This is a genomic window from Pseudomonas sp. LBUM1673, assembly GCF_059695645.1.
The window spans coordinates 1,553,428-1,570,289 of the sequence record NZ_CP166780.1; the positions used below are offsets into that span (position 1 = coordinate 1,553,428).

Annotated in this window: 20 protein-coding genes; 11 read left to right on the forward strand and 9 right to left on the reverse strand. The window is 59.1% G+C overall.

Annotation, left to right across the window (positions count from 1 at the left end):
• The first annotated feature begins 191 nt into the window (after positions 1-191).
• The 3 genes from ACA044_RS07090 to ACA044_RS07100 all read left to right on the forward strand — a co-directional run bounded on the left by ACA044_RS07090 (position 192) and on the right by ACA044_RS07100 (position 1,899).
• Entirely contained in the window at positions 192-383 is a 192-nt protein-coding gene (locus ACA044_RS07090) for a YegP family protein (protein WP_095630958.1), read from the forward strand.
• A gap of 166 nt (positions 384-549) precedes the next feature.
• Positions 550-1,476, forward strand: coding sequence for a LysR substrate-binding domain-containing protein (locus ACA044_RS07095; protein ID WP_497445731.1), 927 nt, complete (start codon positions 550-552; stop codon positions 1,474-1,476).
• 57 nt (positions 1,477-1,533) lie between these two features.
• On the forward strand, positions 1,534-1,899 hold the full coding sequence (locus ACA044_RS07100; RefSeq protein ID WP_497445732.1) for a 5-carboxymethyl-2-hydroxymuconate Delta-isomerase: 366 nt from the start codon (positions 1,534-1,536) through the stop codon (positions 1,897-1,899).
• Between the two features lie 3 nt (positions 1,900-1,902).
• Here ACA044_RS07100 and ACA044_RS07105 read toward each other — a convergent pair whose 3' ends face one another.
• The 3 genes from ACA044_RS07105 to ACA044_RS07115 form a co-directional block, all read right to left on the reverse strand.
• Entirely contained in the window at positions 1,903-2,838 is a 936-nt protein-coding gene (locus ACA044_RS07105) for a LysR family transcriptional regulator (RefSeq protein WP_497445733.1), read from the reverse strand.
• Positions 2,839-2,986: 148 nt separating this feature from the next.
• On the reverse strand, positions 2,987-3,922 hold the full coding sequence (locus ACA044_RS07110) for a DMT family transporter (protein ID WP_497445734.1): 936 nt from the start codon (positions 3,920-3,922) through the stop codon (positions 2,987-2,989).
• 14 nt (positions 3,923-3,936) lie between these two features.
• A complete protein-coding gene (locus ACA044_RS07115) occupies positions 3,937-5,121 on the reverse strand; it encodes a cyanate transporter (protein WP_497445735.1) in 1,185 nt (394 codons plus the stop codon).
• Between the two features lie 421 nt (positions 5,122-5,542).
• On the opposite strand from ACA044_RS07115, the gene ACA044_RS07120 reads away from it, so the two are divergent.
• From ACA044_RS07120 to ACA044_RS07140, 5 genes are all read left to right on the forward strand, one after another.
• On the forward strand, positions 5,543-7,192 hold the full coding sequence (locus ACA044_RS07120) for a phosphoethanolamine transferase (RefSeq protein ID WP_497445736.1): 1,650 nt from the start codon (positions 5,543-5,545) through the stop codon (positions 7,190-7,192).
• A gap of 73 nt (positions 7,193-7,265) precedes the next feature.
• Positions 7,266-7,928: a class I SAM-dependent methyltransferase gene (locus ACA044_RS07125; protein ID WP_497445737.1), complete on the forward strand. Its 663-nt coding sequence runs from the start codon at positions 7,266-7,268 to the stop codon at positions 7,926-7,928.
• A 123-nt stretch (positions 7,929-8,051) separates the two neighbouring features.
• Positions 8,052-9,185 carry a ribonuclease D gene (gene rnd, locus ACA044_RS07130; RefSeq protein WP_497445738.1) on the forward strand — a complete coding sequence of 378 codons (1,134 nt, stop codon included), beginning with the start codon at positions 8,052-8,054 and terminating at the stop codon, positions 9,183-9,185.
• Positions 9,182-9,475, forward strand: a complete 294-nt coding sequence (locus ACA044_RS07135) for a YcgL domain-containing protein (protein WP_008036150.1) — start codon at positions 9,182-9,184, stop codon at positions 9,473-9,475. The genes rnd and ACA044_RS07135 overlap by 4 nt, the downstream gene beginning before the upstream one ends.
• 120 nt (positions 9,476-9,595) lie before the next feature.
• Positions 9,596-10,528: a D-2-hydroxyacid dehydrogenase gene (locus ACA044_RS07140; RefSeq protein ID WP_497445739.1), complete on the forward strand. Its 933-nt coding sequence runs from the start codon at positions 9,596-9,598 to the stop codon at positions 10,526-10,528.
• 196 nt (positions 10,529-10,724) lie between these two features.
• Here ACA044_RS07140 and ACA044_RS07145 read toward each other — a convergent pair whose 3' ends face one another.
• Positions 10,725-11,318: a nitroreductase family protein gene (locus ACA044_RS07145; RefSeq protein ID WP_497445740.1), complete on the reverse strand. Its 594-nt coding sequence runs from the start codon at positions 11,316-11,318 to the stop codon at positions 10,725-10,727.
• 280 nt (positions 11,319-11,598) lie between these two features.
• On the opposite strand from ACA044_RS07145, the gene ACA044_RS07150 reads away from it, so the two are divergent.
• Positions 11,599-12,048, forward strand: a complete 450-nt coding sequence (locus ACA044_RS07150; RefSeq protein ID WP_497445741.1) for a YcgN family cysteine cluster protein — start codon at positions 11,599-11,601, stop codon at positions 12,046-12,048.
• 143 nt (positions 12,049-12,191) lie between these two features.
• Complete coding sequence (locus ACA044_RS07155) at positions 12,192-13,421, forward strand: hypothetical protein (RefSeq protein ID WP_497445742.1); 1,230 nt, start codon at positions 12,192-12,194, stop codon at positions 13,419-13,421.
• Positions 13,422-13,549: 128 nt separating this feature from the next.
• On the opposite strand, the gene ACA044_RS07160 is transcribed toward ACA044_RS07155, so the two are convergent.
• The 4 genes from ACA044_RS07160 to ACA044_RS07175 all read right to left on the reverse strand — a co-directional run bounded on the left by ACA044_RS07160 (position 13,550) and on the right by ACA044_RS07175 (position 15,989).
• Positions 13,550-13,927, reverse strand: a complete 378-nt coding sequence (locus tag ACA044_RS07160) for a YgaP family membrane protein (RefSeq protein ID WP_497445743.1) — start codon at positions 13,925-13,927, stop codon at positions 13,550-13,552.
• 93 nt (positions 13,928-14,020) lie between these two features.
• Positions 14,021-14,491 carry an RNA methyltransferase gene (locus ACA044_RS07165; RefSeq protein ID WP_032830521.1) on the reverse strand — a complete coding sequence of 157 codons (471 nt, stop codon included), beginning with the start codon at positions 14,489-14,491 and terminating at the stop codon, positions 14,021-14,023.
• 212 nt (positions 14,492-14,703) lie between these two features.
• On the reverse strand, positions 14,704-15,078 hold the full coding sequence (locus ACA044_RS07170; RefSeq protein ID WP_123360399.1) for a YajD family HNH nuclease: 375 nt from the start codon (positions 15,076-15,078) through the stop codon (positions 14,704-14,706).
• A gap of 224 nt (positions 15,079-15,302) precedes the next feature.
• Positions 15,303-15,989, reverse strand: coding sequence for a spermidine synthase (locus ACA044_RS07175; protein ID WP_007898703.1), 687 nt, complete (start codon positions 15,987-15,989; stop codon positions 15,303-15,305).
• A 96-nt stretch (positions 15,990-16,085) separates the two neighbouring features.
• Between ACA044_RS07175 and ACA044_RS07180 the strand changes: the two genes are divergently transcribed.
• Positions 16,086-16,376 carry a hypothetical protein gene (locus tag ACA044_RS07180; protein WP_497445744.1) on the forward strand — a complete coding sequence of 97 codons (291 nt, stop codon included), beginning with the start codon at positions 16,086-16,088 and terminating at the stop codon, positions 16,374-16,376.
• Here ACA044_RS07180 and ACA044_RS07185 read toward each other — a convergent pair.
• Complete coding sequence (locus tag ACA044_RS07185; protein WP_497445745.1) at positions 16,373-16,846, reverse strand: cyclic nucleotide-binding domain-containing protein; 474 nt, start codon at positions 16,844-16,846, stop codon at positions 16,373-16,375. The genes ACA044_RS07180 and ACA044_RS07185 overlap by 4 nt on opposite strands.
• Between the last annotated feature and the right edge of the window lie 16 nt (positions 16,847-16,862).

Consider the following 16,862-nt stretch of genomic DNA (forward strand, 5'->3'; position numbering starts at 1 on the left):
GTTCACGGGAAAAATAACTCCACTGAGTCGCTTTAATTACCGCCCCCCGTATCTATTGGTCGTCCCGCGAATCAAGGGTTTTTCTTCGAAATATCCCCTGACATTGAAAGACATTGCCTCAAAAAATCCTCATCTATTCTGGTTTCGCAGGTCACAGACCTGTCGTAATCAGCCATCGCAAGGAGCGATCAATGTATTTTGAGATTTACAGGCAAACCCGTGGCACCGCACAGACCGGCAAGGGCCAATGGCGCTGGCGTTTGCGGGCGGGGAATCATGAAACGATTGCCAGCGGGGAGGCGTACGTCAACAAGTCTGATTGCGTGCATGCCATCAGTTTGATCAAAGGGACTCACGATCAGACCCCGGTCAGGGAAATCTAGGCCCCAGGCGGTGAAGCTGCTCAGTCAGAGCAGCTTCGTTTTTACCGGGCGGTCTGGGGTATAAGTGCCCCGGGTTTTTATGGATCAGGTCATTTGCCAGCCTGCATAGACGCCGATTGCGACACCTACCTAAACTGTCGGCAGATTTGGGACCGGGGTGCAACGGATGAATCGCAACGAACTGCGCAAGGCCGACATCAACCTGATGGTGGTGTTCGAGACATTGATGCTCGAACGCAACGTCACACGGGTGGCGGAGAAGCTGTTCCTCGGTCAGCCGACCATCAGTGCGGCGCTGAACCGCTTGCGGACGATGTTCAACGATCCGCTGTTCATTCGGGTCGGCCATCGCATGGAGCCGACGGCGCGGGCCGAGGAGATTATTCTGCACCTGTCGCCGGCATTGGATTCGCTGTCGATGGCGTTGAGCCTGACCCACGATTTCGATCCGCTCAGCAGCACCATGACGTTTCGCATCGGGCTGTCGGACGATGTCGAGTTCGGCCTGTTGCCGCCGCTGCTGCGTGCTTTGCGTCAGGAAGCGCCGAAGGTGGTGTTCGTGGTCCAGCATGTCGACTACTGGCGCATTCCCGACCTGCTGGCGTCTGGCGATATCACCGTTGGCATCAGCCAGACCCGCGGCCTGCCAGCCAACGCCAAGCGCAAATTGCTGCGACACATCCAGCCCAGTATTTTGCGTGCAGACGCATCGGACACGCCGTTGACCCTCGATGAATATTGCGCGCGGCCGCATGTGCTGGTGTCCCACACCGCCAACGTCAGTGGTTACGCCGATGAATGGCTGGCGGAGATCGGTCGTACGCGCCACGTAGTGCTGTCCGTCCCGCAATACAGTTCGTTGCCGGCTTTGCTCGCCGGCACCGATCTGATCGCCAGCCTGCCGGATTACGCGGCCGAGGCGATGGCCGCGTCCGGCCAACTGTTTAACGAGCGGTTTCCGTTCAAGACGCCGACCCTGGACCTGTCCATGGTCTGGCTCAGTCATGTCGACAGCGATCCGGCCGAACGCTGGCTACGTTCGCGCCTGGAGGAGTTCATGAGTGAGCGTCCGATCCTTCCGCTGTCCCAGTGAACAGGCCGGCTCTGTGTTATATGTACGACCTTTCTGCCAATCCTCAGGAGCCCCGTTATGCCTCACCTGCACATGGAATACACCGCCAACTTGCCCGAATTGAATGCCGATGTGGGGTTGATGCGACTCAACAACGCGCTGGTCGCCTCAGGGCAGTTTAGCGCTGAGTTCGACATCAAGGCCCGTGCGGTGAAGGTCGAGACTTTCAGGGTGGGCACTGCATTGGGCGAGCGGGCGTTCGTGCACGTGAAGCTGGCGCTGTTGAGTGGTCGTTCGCCGCAGATCAAGAGCCAGTTGTCTGAAAGCCTGCTGGCAGTGGTGCAGGATCTGTGTGAATGGCCCGCCGGGGTTGAGGTCCAGCTGTGTGTGGAAATCCTCGACATCGATCGAGACTCCTACACCAAGACTGCCATCGGCCACTGAGTTTCAGGCCGTTTCCGGCTCGGCGCAGGCCTTGATCACCTGCTCGCGCAGCCAAGTATTGGCGCTGTCCTGGTCGACGCCTTGACTCCACTGCATGTCCAGGGTGAAACCCGGCAAGCCGTTGGGCGCTTCGCAGTGATTGAAGATCGCCTCGTTGGCCAGCAATCGCTGGATGCGTCGGGGCAGGGTCAGGATGAAGTCGGTGCCGGTGATCATCTTCAGCGCCGCGCTGTAGCTGTTGGAGCGCGCGACAATCTGTCGTTTGTGGGCCTGCTGAGCCAGCCAGCCGTCAACCATGTTGGTGGTGGATGTCCAAGGCGTGGGGAACACATGCCGGCGTTGAATGAACGCTTGCAGGCTCAAGCGCGGTTCCGGCTGCGTGGCGCGTTTGTCGAAGACGCAGACCAGATCATCTTCGAGCAGCATTCTGGAATTGAAATCGGTATGGCTGCGATGAAAGTTTGGGCCGAAACAGATCACCAGGTCGAGGCTGCCGTCGCGCAGTTCTTCGGCTGGAATGTCCGTTTCGAACTTGTGCATGTTGACCATTACCGGCAGGTCGGCGAAATCAAAGCTCTTTAACAGGCGCGGCAGGATCAACTGTTCGAAGTATTCCGGTGCACAGATATTGAAGGTGACCGGTTGCAAGGTCGGATCGAACGTCGGTGCCCCGGAGTGGCACAGGTTGATGCTTTCGAGAATCTTCAGCACATGGGTATACATGGTGCTGGCTTTGTAGGTGGGGCGCATACCCGTGCGGGTGTTGATGAATAAGTCGTCTTCGAAACTGGTGCGCAGTTTTTTCAGGCAGTAACTCACGGTGGACTGGCTGACGCAGAGTGCCTCCGACACACCGGTGACGCTGCTTTGCTCATACACGGCGACAAACACCATGAGGTCCTGCATGTCGAGCTTTCTAAGCAAGTTACTGTTCAGCATCCGTTCTGTCTCGCTGTGCTCCTTGCGCTGACGATGCGCAAACGTGTGCGAACGATGCTAACGGAACGATGGTGCCAAGAGAATGCCCTGTAGGGCGTTTCATGGTCAGTTGTGGGACAGAAAATGTTATGAACACGACCCTATGAGTTCAATCCACCGAAACATGGCCAGAGGCCTTTAACGCAGGCATCGCGTAGCGGCTGGATATTAGCAGCGCCAACATGCCGACGCCCACCAATAATGCGCCGATGATTTCCAGGGCCAGTGGCGACTGGCGTAGCCAGAACCAGTGGAACAGCGTGATGAACAGGGTGCTCAGGTAGATGTAGGAAATGACCGAGGAAGGGGCGATGACGCCAATGGCTCGATGCAGCAGCCAGAAGGTCGCCAGCGTGGCGAACAGTGCCAGGTAGATCAACCACCAAAGATCGCTCGCGGTCAGCCACGACGCCGATCGCCAGCCGCCGCTGAACCCACAGAATGCCAATAGAAACAGCGCGCCGAACAGCATGTTCCAGAAAGTCATGCCCACTGGCCCGCGCCCCTTGAGGCTGTTGGCCTTGAGCCGTTGACTCAGGGGCGAGTAGAGCGCCATTGCCAGACAACCGACCCCATACACCGATACCGCATACAGCGACGGCAGTTTTTCGGGGCCTGCGCCTTTCAACACCAGCAGCACGGCGCCAGCGGCAGCGATCAACATGGGCAATACGCGCTGTTTCAGGCTGCTGCCGGGTATCAGGACGGCTTCGAACAGCAACGTCAGCAACGGCACCAGAGTGAACATCGTCCCGGTATTGACCACCGAGGTGTGGCGCAGCGCTTCGAACAACGAGCCGAAGTACAGCGCCAGCAGCATTCCGAGCACGGCATGACCGAACAGGCCGCGGGCGGTCATGGCGGTATCGCCCTTGAGCAGCAACAGGGGCAAAAACACCAGGGCGCAAAACAGCAGGCGTAATCCGGTCAGCAGAATCGGGTCGATGGCCTGGCTGACCTGGGCTGCCGCGGAAAACGAGACGGCAATCAACAGCGCCCAGAGCAGCATGCCGACGTGAGCGGCAGCAAAACCTATGCGTTTCATAGTGGGGTTCCGGGTCAGTGAATGTGTTTGGCGTAATGCCGCGGATCGAAACGCAGAACCATCAAAATCATCAGCGCCATGACACCGGTCAGTGCCCACCAGGCCCCTTCGAAACTGCCCAGTCGATCGCGAATCATCCCGGCCATCAGCGGCGAGAGGCCGGCGATCAGGTAGCCGATACCTTGTACGAAGGCGGTCAGCCCACCCGCGCGCTGGGGATTGTCCAGATGATCCAGCGACACAATCAGGCTCATCGGGAACAGCCCGCCAATTCCCAGTCCTAGCAGGCACGGCCACAGCAGGCTCAGGTGGTGTGGGCTCAGAATAAGCCCGCAGAAACCGGTCATGATCAACGTCAGCAACACCACCAGCACCAGGCGCCGGTCGCGGCTGCGATTGGCGATAGCGGGTGTCAGTAGTCCCGACAACACTTCCATGGCGGTCAAAAAGCCCAGCAACAAACCGGCCTGTTGTTCGCTCCAGCCTTTTTCCACGTAGTACGGTGCCAGCCACGCCAGTACACAGGTGTAGGACGCTGTGCCCAGGCCAAAGAAAATCGCGAGTAACCAGGCGCGGGCGTTAGTGAAAAAGGATTCTTTGCCTGATGATTGGGTACTCAGCGTCGGCATTCCCGAGCGTTGGGCGCACCAGAACAGCAATGCCACCAGCGCCAGCGCCGCCCAGATCGCCAACCCCACTCGCCAGCTGCCGGTGCGGGTCATCACCAGCGGCGCAAACGACGCCGCGATTGCCGCGCCGCCCATGATCGACGTCACGTAGAGGCCCATGCACATGGAAACGTTATCGCTGAAACGGGACTTGATCAGGGCAGGCATCAACGCCTGAATCAACGCAATGCCGATGCCGGCCAACACGGCACTCAGGATCAGTTCCGCCACCGAATCGAGGAATAGCCGCGACACCGTGGCCAGGCCGATGATCAGCAGCGACAGCACCACGGTGCGCTGCTCGCCCAGGCGCTGACTGACGCCGATACCGAAGAACATCGCCAGCCCCATGGCCATGACTGGCAGCATGGTCAGCAGCGAGGCGAGGCTGAAACTCAGCGGGATGTCACCGCGAATGGCTGACAGCAAAGGACCGACAGCGGCCATGGACGGACGCAGGTTCAGGGCGATGAGAACAATGCTGAACATGAGCCAGAAGGCAGGGCGGGAGGTTGCGCGAACGTTTTCCATAATCGGACCTTCAGGAACAAGGCGCTGATTAGGCGCGCGAGCCCTGAGGGTCGCAAATCAGAAAGTCTGGGGCAGTATTTAAAAATTAAATACCTGTGGTGCGATGGAGGTCCCATGTGGGAGCGGGCTTGCTCGCGAATGCGATCTGACATTCAACATCGATGCTGACTGTTATGGCCCCTTCGCGAGCAAGCCCGCTCCCACATGGGTATGTGGTGTTTGGGTATTTGCATCAAGCCTGAACAGAGCCTGAATCATTCTCAAATAAGTTAAAAATCTTGATTTAGTGCATTGAGCCAACTAACTGTTGGCTTATTTTTCACGAAAAATTGATGGTGGGCTGCTTAAGATTTGTGTTGTCGCGATCAATGAATTTTTCACATTTACCGCGGGCACTTCTTTTCAGGAACAGCCGTTCATCATGTTGAAGTTCAAAGCCGTACGCCCCGAGTGGGTGACGTTGATCGCCAGCGCCTTTTTATTGGCAGGGTTCAATTCAGTTCTCTGGCAACACCTCTTCGATATCACCGCAGCAGACGGTCAAGGCATCGCCATGCGTATTGCGTTCGGGGTGATGATCCTGGCGGCCTTCAACATTGTGTTGACCTTGCTGGCATTGCGGCCCGTGATGAAACCCCTGTTGACCCTGATCTTTTTGATCAGTGCTGGCGTGGCTTATTTCATGAGCCAATACGGTGTACTGATCGACGCGGGTATGTTGCGTAACTTCGCTGAAACCAATGCGACGGAAGTGCGCGATTTACTCTCGTTGAAGTTGTTTGTTTATCTTCTGCTGCTCGGTGTTTTGCCCTCATGGTTGTTGTGGAAGACGCCGGTTAGCTACCGTCGCTGGCACCGTGAGTTATTAAGTAAAGTGCTGGTAAGTGTCGCCTCGATTTCGGTGATTGGCGGTGTCGCATTGGTCAATTATCAAGGCCTGTCGTCGTTGTTTCGTAATCACCATGAATTGCGCCTGATGGTGGTGCCGAGCAACTACATCGGTGCCTCGGTCGGCTATCTGCGCGAGCAAGTGATGTCAGCGCAGCAACCCTTTATCAAACTCGGCGAAGATGCCCGGAGAAATCCTGCCTGGCAGACCCATGGCCGTAAATCCCTGACGGTATTGGTGGTGGGCGAAAGTGCCCGGGCCGAGAACTTCGGCATCCTGGGTTATGACCGCGACACCACCCCCCAACTGGATAAGGAAGCCGGCCTGATTGCTTTCACCGATGTGCATTCCTGCGGTACGGAAACAGCCGTGTCGGTGCCCTGCATGTTCTCCAACATGGGCCGCAAGGATTACAACGCCAGCAAGGCGAAGAACGAGGAAGGTCTGCTGGACGTGCTCAAACATGCCGGTCTTGAGGTGATCTGGCGGGATAACCAGTCGGGCTGCAAAGGCACCTGCGACCGGGTCACTGTCGACGACGTGAGTAACCTCAAAGACCCGGTGCTGTGTGCCAACAGCGAGTGCCGCGATGAAATTCTCCTGCAAGGTTTGCAGCACTTCATCGACACGCTGGATAAAGACACCGTGCTGGTACTGCACCAGATGGGCAGTCACGGGCCGGAGTACTTCAAGCGCTACCCGAAAGAGTACGAGCACTTCACCCCGGTGTGTGAAAGCAATGCACTGAACAATTGCAGCCGCGAAAGTATCGTCAATGGCTACGACAATACGCTGGTGTACACCGACCACGTGCTGTCGACCCTGATCGATCTGTTGCGCAGCAACCAGGACAAAGTCGATACCGCGATGCTTTATCTGTCGGACCACGGCGAATCGCTGGGTGAATACAACCTGTTCCTTCATGGCACGCCTTACATGCTGGCGCCGGAACAACAGAAGCATGTCGCGATGCTGGCGTGGTTCTCCGACAGCTATCAAAAGTCGTTCTCGGTGGACACCCATTGCCTGCAACTGAGTCGCGAAAAGCCCTTGAGCCAGGACAATTTGTTCCATTCGATGCTTGGCCTGCTGGAGGTCAACAGCAAGGTCTACAACCCGGGGCTGGACATGTTTGCCGGTTGCCGCGGTGCGGTGATCGACGGTGTGCTGGCCAAAGAGTGAGTCCGTCGACCTTTTTTTCACGCGCCCGTCGTTAACCTGTCGTCAGTCGATATCCCAACAAGAGCCATTGCACATGTCTGCGCAACCCCCATCCGCCATCGAACTCGAGTTCGCCCGGCGCTACGATCAGGAGCACAGCCGTGTCTGCCTTCAGTCGCGACCGCGTGGCCTGACGAGGCGTTTGACGTTCTGGCGCGAAGAACGATTGGTGCGTAACGCGCTTGAGGTCGCTGGCGAACCAGGATTGATTCTTGATGTGGCCTGCGGTGCCGGGCGCTTCTGGCCGGTGTTGGCCGAGCATGCGAACCGGGTAATTCTTGCGGCCGATCCGTCTCAGGACATGCTCGATCACGCCCGCACCCACCATCCGCAGCACCTGCTGGAGCGGGTCAAGACCTTTCAGAGTTCAACCTTCACCATCGGCTTGTCGGCGAATGCGGTGGACTGCATTTTTTGCATGCAACTGTTTCAACACATCGCCAGTCCCGAGCATCGGTTAGCCATGCTGGGCGAGTTCCACCGGGTCAGCCGCGATACGGTGATTGTGGCGGTGCGAGTAGCTGCACATTTCAAGCTCCGCCGATCGGACGTGGAGGGTGCGCGGGTCCAGCCGCAGGCCAGCAAGGCCGAGCTTGAGGCCGAGTTCAGGCAGGCGGGTTTCCGCTTGCTCAGCCATCAGGACTTCCTGCCGGGTTGTGCGCGGATGCGGGTCTATGTGCTGCGTAAGGGAAGCTAGTCTCCTTCTGTCAGACAATTCTTGCTGTCCGGCAGGCATTTTCGCTAAAGCTCTTGTTCAGTGGATGCGCGGAAATCGCCGGGGGCGATATATACTGCGCGCCATTCTTCAAGGGAGAGCCGTGTGGCCATCGATATTCACTGGATTCGCGACAACGATAGCCTCGGTCAGTTTTGCGCCGAGTGGCAGCAGCTGCCATTCGTTGCCCTCGACACCGAATTCATGCGGGTCGACACCTTTTACCCGATCGCAGGCCTGCTGCAGATCGGCGATGGCGTACGCGCTTACCTGATTGACCCACTGACCATCGACAACTGGCAGCCTCTGGCCGCGTTGCTGGAAAACCCGGCCGTGGTCAAGGTCGTGCATGCGTGCAGCGAAGACCTCGAAGTCTTGCTGCGCCTGACCGGCAGCCTGCCGGCGCCGTTGTTCGATACCCAACTGGCCGCCGCTTATCTGAACCTGGGTTTTTCCATGGGCTATTCGCGGCTGGTGCAGGAAGTGCTCGGCATCGACTTGCCCAAGGGCGAGACCCGTTCTGACTGGCTGCAACGCCCGCTGTCCGACACTCAGATCAGCTACGCCGCCGAAGATGCCTTGCACCTGGCGGAAGTTTTCGTACAGCTACGTCCGCAGCTTTCTGACGACAAGTACGCCTGGGTGCTGGAAGACGGTGCCGAGCTGGTGGCCAACCTGCGCCGCGAAATCGATCCGTATGAGGTCTATCGTGACGCCAAACTGGCCTGGAAGCTGTCCCGTGCCCAACTCGCCGTGTTGCGTGAGCTCTGCGCCTGGCGTGAACGCGAAGCCCGCGCCCGTGATCTGCCGCGCAACCGCATTGTCCGTGAACACTCCCTATGGCCGTTGGCGCGCACGCAACCGGACAACCTCGGCGCACTGGCGAAAATCGACGACATGCACCCGCGTACCGTGCGTCAGGACGGCGAATTTCTGCTTGATCTGATCAAACGCTCTGGCAGTGTGTCGCCTGATCAATGGCCGCCGGCGGTGCCGGAGCCGTTACCGGTGGACGCCGCCGCGCTGGTCAAACAGCTGCGCGCCATCGGCCAGGCTGAAGCCGAGCGCCTGAACATCGCGCCAGAGTTGATGCTGCGCAAGAAAACCCTGGAAGCGCTGCTCAAGAGCGGCTTTCCCAATGGTCCTTACCAATTGCCTGATTCGCTGCGTGGCTGGCGCCGCGAATTGATGGGCCAGGCGCTGCTCGACAGCCTGGCCACCGCCGGAGAACAGCCTTGAAACGTATTTGCTCCATCTATCGAAGCCTGAAGAAAAACGAGATGTACCTCTACGTGCTCAAAAGCGATGCACTGGAGCGCGTCCCGGAAAGTCTGATGGCGGCCTTCGGCAAACCTCACCACGCTTTCGATCTGGTGCTCACGCCCGAGCGCAAGCTGTCGCGCGAAGACATCACCGTTGTGCTGGAGAACCTCGACAAGCAGGGATACCACCTGCAAATGCCGCCGGCCGAAGACGAATACATCGAACACTTGCCGGAAGAATTGCTGCGCCGCAACGACCCGATGTGATCGGCAGACAGGCTCTATTCAGAGCCTTTATGAAACACTGGAATGATTTTGGCGATGGCCAGGGCGATGGGGTGATACTCCGTCGGCGGCCGTCTGCACTGTTTTTGAAAGGTTTGAACCATGCGCGTTCTGATTGCTGAACACGACCACCCTGTGTATGCCCAACTGTTGCGTCAGGCAGCGCCTGATCTGGAAGTACTGACCAGCGGTGACTCCGCCGAACTGGCCCGTCAGGCGGCCGACTGCCAGGTCTGGCTCGGCCAGCCGGACCTTCTTGCGACACTGTTGCGTCAAGGCCACACGCCGGCCTGGCTGCAGTCGACCTGGGCCGGCATCACGCCGTTGCTGGCCGACGGCCTGCCACGGCACTATCGCCTGACTCGCGCGGTAGGGATTTTCGGTCAGGTGATGGCCGAATACATACTGACTTACATGCTCGGCCACGAGCGCGAAGTACTGGCGCGGCTGGTCAGCCAGGTCGAGCGCAAATGGGACAACCGCCAGGGTCAAAGCCTGGCGGGACGTAAGGTGTTGATCGTCGGCACCGGTGACATCGGGCAGACGGTGGCGCAGTTTCTGCTGCCGTTTGGCGTCGAGTTATATGGCATCGCCAGCACCGCCCGGGAGCAGGCGCCCTTTGTTGAAGTCGGCGCGCTGAGCGACTTGCCGCGTCTGGTCGGCGAAGTGGATTACGTGATCAATTTGCTGCCGAACACCCCGAATACTCACGACCTGTACGACGCCGCCCTGTTCAAGCAGTTCAAGCCGACCGGCTTGTTCATCAACGTCGGGCGTGGTGTGGCGGTGGTCGATGCGGACCTGGTGGAAGCCTTGAAAGAAGGGCATCTTGCCGGGGCCGTGATCGATGTCTGCCGTCAGGAGCCGCTGCCGCAACGCCATCCGTTCTGGACCGCGTGGGGGCTGTTGCTGACCGGCCACAGTTCGGCACCGACTTCGCCACCGATGATGGTGAAGTTGTTTATCGAAAATTTGCGGGCGTATCAGGCGGGCGAAGCGTTGCGCGGGGAAGTGGATTTCTCGCGCGGGTATTAAATCCACCACCAACCCAATGTGGGAGCAGGCCTGTGGCGAGGGGGCTTGCCCCCGTTGGGTCGCGAAGCGGCCCCAAAATCGACTACCTTGATGCATCATGTAAACCGCGTTTACCGGTTTTACGACTGCTGCGCAGCCGAACGGGGGCAAGCCCCCTCGCCACAGGCCCGCTCCCACATTAGTTTTATGTTGTTGCTTAGAGGGTGAAATCGCCTTCAGCCGCCAATTCGCTCAACGGACGACGCGGGCTTGGCTCTTCGCGCGCTTGCAGGTAGTCCGCCAGCGTCGCCTTGTCGCCCAGCTTGCCGATCGCCACCGCCGCGTGCAGCGCATAATCCTCAGGAATATTCAGCTCTTTGCGGGTCAGGTCCTGATCGAAACCGGCCATGCCGTGGGTGTGCCAGCCGCTGATGCTTGCTTGCAGGGCCAGGTGGCCCCAGGCCGAACCGGTGTCGAAGGTGTGCGAAAGCGCCGGAGTTTCTTCGGTGGCGCCAGGTATCGCAAAGGTGGTTTTCGAGATCACGATCACCAGCGCCGAGGCGTGCTGCGCCCAGCTGCGGTTGAACTCGTTCAGCAGGCCCAGGTAGCGTTCCCAATTCGGCGTGTCGCGACGAGCATAAAGAAACCGCCAAGGCTGCGAGTTGTACGCCGATGGTGCCCAACGTGCGGCTTCGAAGAAGCTCAGCAGCGTCTCGATGGCAATGGTTTCGCCGGTGAAGGCGCGGGGCGACCAGCGATCGGTGAACTGAGGGTGAATGGCGTAGTCGGCAACGCGTGGATTAGCACTCATCAAGAGATTCCTTTACGTCTGAAAGTGAGGGTCGTCTAAAAACCGGGCGGGCGCAGTTGAGCTGAGCGATGGGGTTTTCCGAGAGCCTGGGCCGTTCACCTGAATGCAACGCGGTTGAGCGTTAATGGCATGTAGGTAGGGCTTTTTGCGACTGGTAACGCTACCGGGCGGCGCAAGAACTGACAAGTGCCGTTGTACCGACAGTCGCCAATGCTTGGCCCGCCGGTGCCTTGGCACTAGACTGGCGGCCTTTTCACCACCTGATGTTGATGCTTGAGCCATGGCCGCCAAAGTCGAACCGTTCTGGATACGCAAAACCCTCGATCAACTCGATCAAGAGGAATGGGAATCGCTGTGCGACGGCTGTGGCCTGTGCTGCCTGCAAAAGCTCGAAGACGAAGATGACAACTCCGTCTACTACACGCGCATCGCCTGCAAACTGCTGGACCTCAAAACCTGTCAGTGCACCGATTACCCCAATCGCCGCGACTTTGTGCCTGACTGCATCCAGCTCACGCCAGGCAAGGCCGATGAATTCAAATGGCTGCCACCGACCTGCGGTTATCGATTGGTCAGCGAAGGCAAAGACCTGCCGCTCTGGCATTATCTGGTGTGCGGTGATCGCGATGCAGTGCATCACGAACGTATTTCCCAGTCCGGGCGCATGCTCGCCGAAGGCAGCGTGGCTGAAGACGATTGGGAAGACCATCTGATTTTTCGCGCGGGTTAATTTGTGGCGAGGGAGCTTGCTCCCGCTTGACCGGGCTGGCGCTCCAGTGCGTAGCACTCACAAAATCGGCAGTGATGACAAGAATTTAGGGGCCGCTACGCAGCCCAGCGCGAGCAAGCTCGCTCGCCACAATAGGAGTGTGTATGGCTGTGGGAGTGCGGCGGGCGTTGGCTGTCGGGCTGCTGGCCCTGAGTTTGCCCGTGTGGGCGGCGAAGAAAGTCGATCTGGATTATCACGTGCGCCTGTTGCCGCAAAGCGATCAGGCCGAAGTGCGCCTGACCCTGGCCCAAGGCTCGGCGGTGCGCAGTCTGGATTTCGACTTGGGTGACAGCAGTCACTACAGCGATTTCAAGGCCGATGGCCAATGGCAGCTCACGCCCGGCAAGCAGGCCCGTGGTGTCTGGCGCCCGGCCGCCGACAAGGCCAGCCTGACCTACCGCGTGCGCATCAGTCATGGGCGCAAGAGCGGCAGCTTCGACACCCGCATGACCCCAAGCTGGGCGCTGATACGTGGGGACGACCTGGTGCCCGCGGCCAGACTCGATCAGCAGGATGGCATCGAGCTGGTTTCACGCCTTGAGTTCGAATTGCCCACTGGCTGGAAAAGCGTCGAAACCGCCTGGCCACGGATCGGCAAAAACAAGTTTCGGATCGATAACGTCTCGCGCCTGTTCGACCGACCCACTGGCTGGATGCTCGCCGGCCACCTCGGCAGCCGTCGCACGCGGCTGGGTGAAACCGAAGTCACCGTCGCCTCGCCTCAGGGGCAGGGCATGCGCCGCATGGATGTGCTGACGCTACTGACCTTTGTCTGGCCGCAAGTGCAGGCAGTTTTTCCGCGTCACCCCAGCAAGCTGCTGATTGTCGGCGCCAATGACCCGATGTGGCGCGGCAGCCTGGCCGCGCGTGAATCGATCTACCTCAATAGCCGCCTGCCGCTGGTCAGCGAAAGCGGCACCAGTGCGCTGGTGCGTGAATTGGCTCAGGTGTTCGGGAGGATCAACGACAGCCGGCGCAGTGACTGGATCAGCGAAGGGTTTGCCGAGTATTACGCCATCGAACTGGTGCGTCGCGCAGGCGGCATGAGTGATGAGCGGTATGAGAGCTTGCACGGCAAGTTGGCCAAAGACAGCCAGAAAGTCACGACTTTGCGTGGTGAGCAGGCCAACCCGGCGCAGGTGGCCAAAGCGGTGGTGTTGCTACAGGAACTGGATCGCGAGATTCGCCTGAAGACCCGCAACAAGCGCTCGCTGGATGATGTGTTGCGTGGGGTGATGCGTTTGGAGAGTGTGGATACGAAGGAATTCGTACAGCTCGCGGAAAGCGTTATTGGCGAGTCGTCCAAAGTGCTCGATACCGAGTTGCTTCAGTAATACGGCCTTCGCGGGCAAGCCTCGCTCCTACAGGATTTGTGGCGTACACAATATGTGTGAACACCGCCAATTACTGTGGGAGCGGGCTTGCCCGCGAAGAGGCCCTAAGCCTCTGCATCGATTCCGGATCAGACCCCAGCCTTCGGCGAGTTCAACGAATCATTACCCGTCACGGTCGCCGTGCTGGTCGCCGCTTCGGCATTGGCTTTCATGCGGGCCAGCTCATCCCCGGCGCGCTCGATTCTCACGCGTGCGTTTTCCATGTCCTGACGATTCTTTTCCAACAGTCTTTTCGCCGAACAATGCCCGGTGATTCCCCGGGCCAGGGCCATGCCGCCGATAGCAATTTCGATCAATCCGAACACGCCGCCGCGTCGCAGACCTTTACTCAGCATGACCACGCCACCCGCCAGCGAGCCGGCGCGTTCCCAACCATGAACGTTCTGTACGGAAGGGCTCTGGAACGGGGTGGTTTCGATACGTTCTACAGGATTGAACTCGCGCATGATCTGTCTCCAGGCAGGGAAGGGGTGCTTTCAGTAATAGATATTTAGCTGACTGCCTGGGCGAGCGGCTTGTTCCATCGAATATGCGGCAATTCAGCGGAATTTCGGCCCAGAGCGGGTGTTATTGCCCTTGGCCATGCGGTCATACAGCACAACGTTGACGGTGGCCGCCAGGTTCATGCAACCGGTGGTCGGGATGTAGACCACGTCTTCGCACCAGTCGCGGATCTCTTTATCCAGCGAGCCGTCTTCCGGGCCAAAGATGTAGAGGGCGCGATCCGGGTGGGTGTATTCCGGCAGCGAACGTGCACCGTCGACCAGTTCGACGGCGACCGGCACACAGCCCAGGGGCAGGATTTTCTTCAGGTCGTCGATGCCGATCAGCGGGATGTCGTAATGGACGCGCTTGGTGTCGGTGACGAAATCGGCGGCGCGTTCATAGCGCTTGCCGGTGTAAAACACCGATGCCACGCCATAGCAACCGGCGGCGCGCATCACCGAACCGACGTTCTCCGGTGATTTGGGGTTATACAAACCAATGCAGCTGTACCGTTTGTCTGCCACGAGCGGGGTGCCTTCGGGGAAAAAACGGCGATTATACGGGGATTGGGGGAGGGGTGTTCAGTTTGGAGATTGGTGGTGTTTGGGCAATAGCAATCGCGAGCAGGCTCGCTCCCACATTGGATCCTGGGTGTTCACAAATACTATTGTGCACAGAAAATCCCCTGTGGGAGCGAGCCTGCTCGCGATGAGGCCAGTTGGGGCACTGAAGATCTTTAATCTTCTTTCTTCATCAACCCGGCCAACGCCGCAAACGGGTTGTGCGTCGCCTTGGCAATCTTCGGCGTACTCAGCGAGCCTTCGTCGAAATACTGCTGATCGGTATAACGCGAGTGTTCGTTGTCATGGCAATACAGGCACAACAGCTCCCAGTTCGAGCCATCCTGAGGGTTGTTGTCGTGGTTGTGGTCGCGGTGGTGCACGGTCAGTTCGCTCAGGCGTTTGCCGGAGAACTCACGGGCGCAGCGGCCGCACACGTGCGGGTACATCTTCAGGGCCTTGTCGCGGTAACCCATTTCCTTGTCGCGCTGATTGTCGGCAAGGATGCGGTCCAGCTTCGACGTGTTGGACGGAGGCGTTGACGAACTCATGGGTTCACCTTTGTAAAAAGACTAATGACGGTTATGAGCCAAGTGTAGGGCCTGTCATCACTTATTTCCTAGGCCGCGCCGGGTCTGCTGTGGTGCAGGGCAAGGCGCGAGAAGCGTGGTTTGGTCATTCCAAACGAGCTCCGAGCAACGCAGCCCTGCGCCACAGCAGGCCCGGCCCTTCAGGCGCAACGCGGCCTAGGAAATAAGTGATGACAGGCCCACGCTCAGCCCTTGAGCTTTTCGGCAATCCAGATGGTGTGGCGGGTGCCCTTGTTGCCGTGGGCGAAGACTTGCACTTCCTCGGCCTTGAAACCGGCTTTTTTCAGCTTGTCGGAAAACTGCCGGTCGGCGCTGGCCGACCATACCGCCAGCACGCCTTTTGGTCGCAGGGCTTTGGCGCAAGCGCTCAGGCCGCCGGCGGAGTAGAGCCAGCTGTTGGCCTTCTGGGTCAAACCTTCGGGGCCGTTGTCGACGTCGAGCATGATCGCATCGAAACCTTGCGGCTCGGCTTGCAGCACCTTGGCCACATCTTCCATACGGATCACCGTGCGCGGGTCGAGCAGCGGGTTTCCGGCTTTTTCCCCCAGCGGTCCACGGTTCCACTCAACCACGCCAGGTACCAGTTCAGCGACCACCACTTCAGCCGTTTTGCCCAAATGCTTGAGTGCCGAGGCGAGGGTGAAGCCCATGCCCAGGCCACCGATCAACACGCGCGAATTCGGCCGGCCGGCGACCTTGCGGCAGGGGATTTCGGCCAGGGCATCTTCGGAGCCGTGCATGCGGGTGTTCATCAACTGCCCGCCGTCACCGCCCTGAATCTTGATGACGAAATCCTCGCCGTATTCGAACAGGCACAGGGCACCGCCGTTTTCAGGAATGGGGGTGGTGTCGAGCAGAACGAAACGTTTCATGGGGCTCTCTTGAGGAGAAATTGACATACGGAGGAAGGCAAACACGCGCAGTTGGGAGTAGCCTGCAAAAAGACAACAAGGCCAACGGAGCCATTGATGAAGCGCACCATTCTAACGGTCATTGCCCTGGCCGCGCTCTCGATAACTGCAGTGCAGGCCCAGGAGCTGCAAACCATCCCCACCAGCCCTGCGCCGATACCCGGTTCGCCCGGCACCGCCACCCCGACGCCGTACCCGCAGATCACCCCGGCCAGCGTGCCCAAGGCCGGTTCCGGCAGTGGCGGGCCACCGCTGTTGCCGCCGATTGAAATGCCCAACCCACCCAAGGATCAGACCTTGCCGGGCCTTGAGCCGAGCACGACGAAAATCAAAACGCCGGGTGGTTAAATTTGTTGTGAGAGCAATTGCCCGTCGGCCATGCGCAAGCGCTTGGAGAGGGAGACGGCGAGGGCGCGGATGATCTTGGCGGCGATTTTCGGCGCGTCGTTGAGCATCTTGTCCAGGGAGTCCTTGCCCAGGTTGAGCAACTGGCAATTGCTCGCGGCCACGCAACTGGCCGAGCGCCGTTCGCCGTCGAGCACGGCCATTTCGCCGAACGCCCGGCCGCTGCGCAAAGTGGCCATGGTCACCCGTTGCCCGTCGCTGTTGGTCTTTTGCACCGCGACCTGGCCGGTGTGGATGATGCACATGAAACTGCCGGCATCGCCCTCATGGAAAATCTCTTCGCCTTCGGCGATGGTGCTGATGCTGAAGTAGCCGGAGGCGGCTGCGAAGTCCGCTGGCAGCAGTTGATCGAACAGGCCGCAGTCCATCAGCCAGTCGCGAATTTCGTTGTTCAGTAAGGTCGGTTCTGACATGTCGTCACGGTCTTTT

Coding starts and splice junctions, on each gene's coding strand:
- ACA044_RS07090 (WP_095630958.1), top strand. CDS start 192: ATGTATTTTGAGATTTACAGGCAAACCCGTGGCACCGCACAGACCGGC.
- ACA044_RS07095 (WP_497445731.1), top strand. CDS start 550: ATGAATCGCAACGAACTGCGCAAGGCCGACATCAACCTGATGGTGGTG.
- ACA044_RS07100 (WP_497445732.1), top strand. CDS start 1,534: ATGCCTCACCTGCACATGGAATACACCGCCAACTTGCCCGAATTGAAT.
- ACA044_RS07105 (WP_497445733.1), bottom strand. CDS start 2,838: ATGCTGAACAGTAACTTGCTTAGAAAGCTCGACATGCAGGACCTCATG.
- ACA044_RS07110 (WP_497445734.1), bottom strand. CDS start 3,922: ATGAAACGCATAGGTTTTGCTGCCGCTCACGTCGGCATGCTGCTCTGG.
- ACA044_RS07115 (WP_497445735.1), bottom strand. CDS start 5,121: ATGGAAAACGTTCGCGCAACCTCCCGCCCTGCCTTCTGGCTCATGTTC.
- ACA044_RS07120 (WP_497445736.1), top strand. CDS start 5,543: ATGTTGAAGTTCAAAGCCGTACGCCCCGAGTGGGTGACGTTGATCGCC.
- ACA044_RS07125 (WP_497445737.1), top strand. CDS start 7,266: ATGTCTGCGCAACCCCCATCCGCCATCGAACTCGAGTTCGCCCGGCGC.
- ACA044_RS07140 (WP_497445739.1), top strand. CDS start 9,596: ATGCGCGTTCTGATTGCTGAACACGACCACCCTGTGTATGCCCAACTG.
- ACA044_RS07145 (WP_497445740.1), bottom strand. CDS start 11,318: ATGAGTGCTAATCCACGCGTTGCCGACTACGCCATTCACCCTCAGTTC.
- ACA044_RS07150 (WP_497445741.1), top strand. CDS start 11,599: ATGGCCGCCAAAGTCGAACCGTTCTGGATACGCAAAACCCTCGATCAA.
- ACA044_RS07155 (WP_497445742.1), top strand. CDS start 12,192: ATGGCTGTGGGAGTGCGGCGGGCGTTGGCTGTCGGGCTGCTGGCCCTG.
- ACA044_RS07160 (WP_497445743.1), bottom strand. CDS start 13,927: ATGCGCGAGTTCAATCCTGTAGAACGTATCGAAACCACCCCGTTCCAG.
- ACA044_RS07170 (WP_123360399.1), bottom strand. CDS start 15,078: ATGAGTTCGTCAACGCCTCCGTCCAACACGTCGAAGCTGGACCGCATC.
- ACA044_RS07175 (WP_007898703.1), bottom strand. CDS start 15,989: ATGAAACGTTTCGTTCTGCTCGACACCACCCCCATTCCTGAAAACGGC.
- ACA044_RS07180 (WP_497445744.1), top strand. CDS start 16,086: ATGAAGCGCACCATTCTAACGGTCATTGCCCTGGCCGCGCTCTCGATA.
- ACA044_RS07185 (WP_497445745.1), bottom strand. CDS start 16,846: ATGTCAGAACCGACCTTACTGAACAACGAAATTCGCGACTGGCTGATG.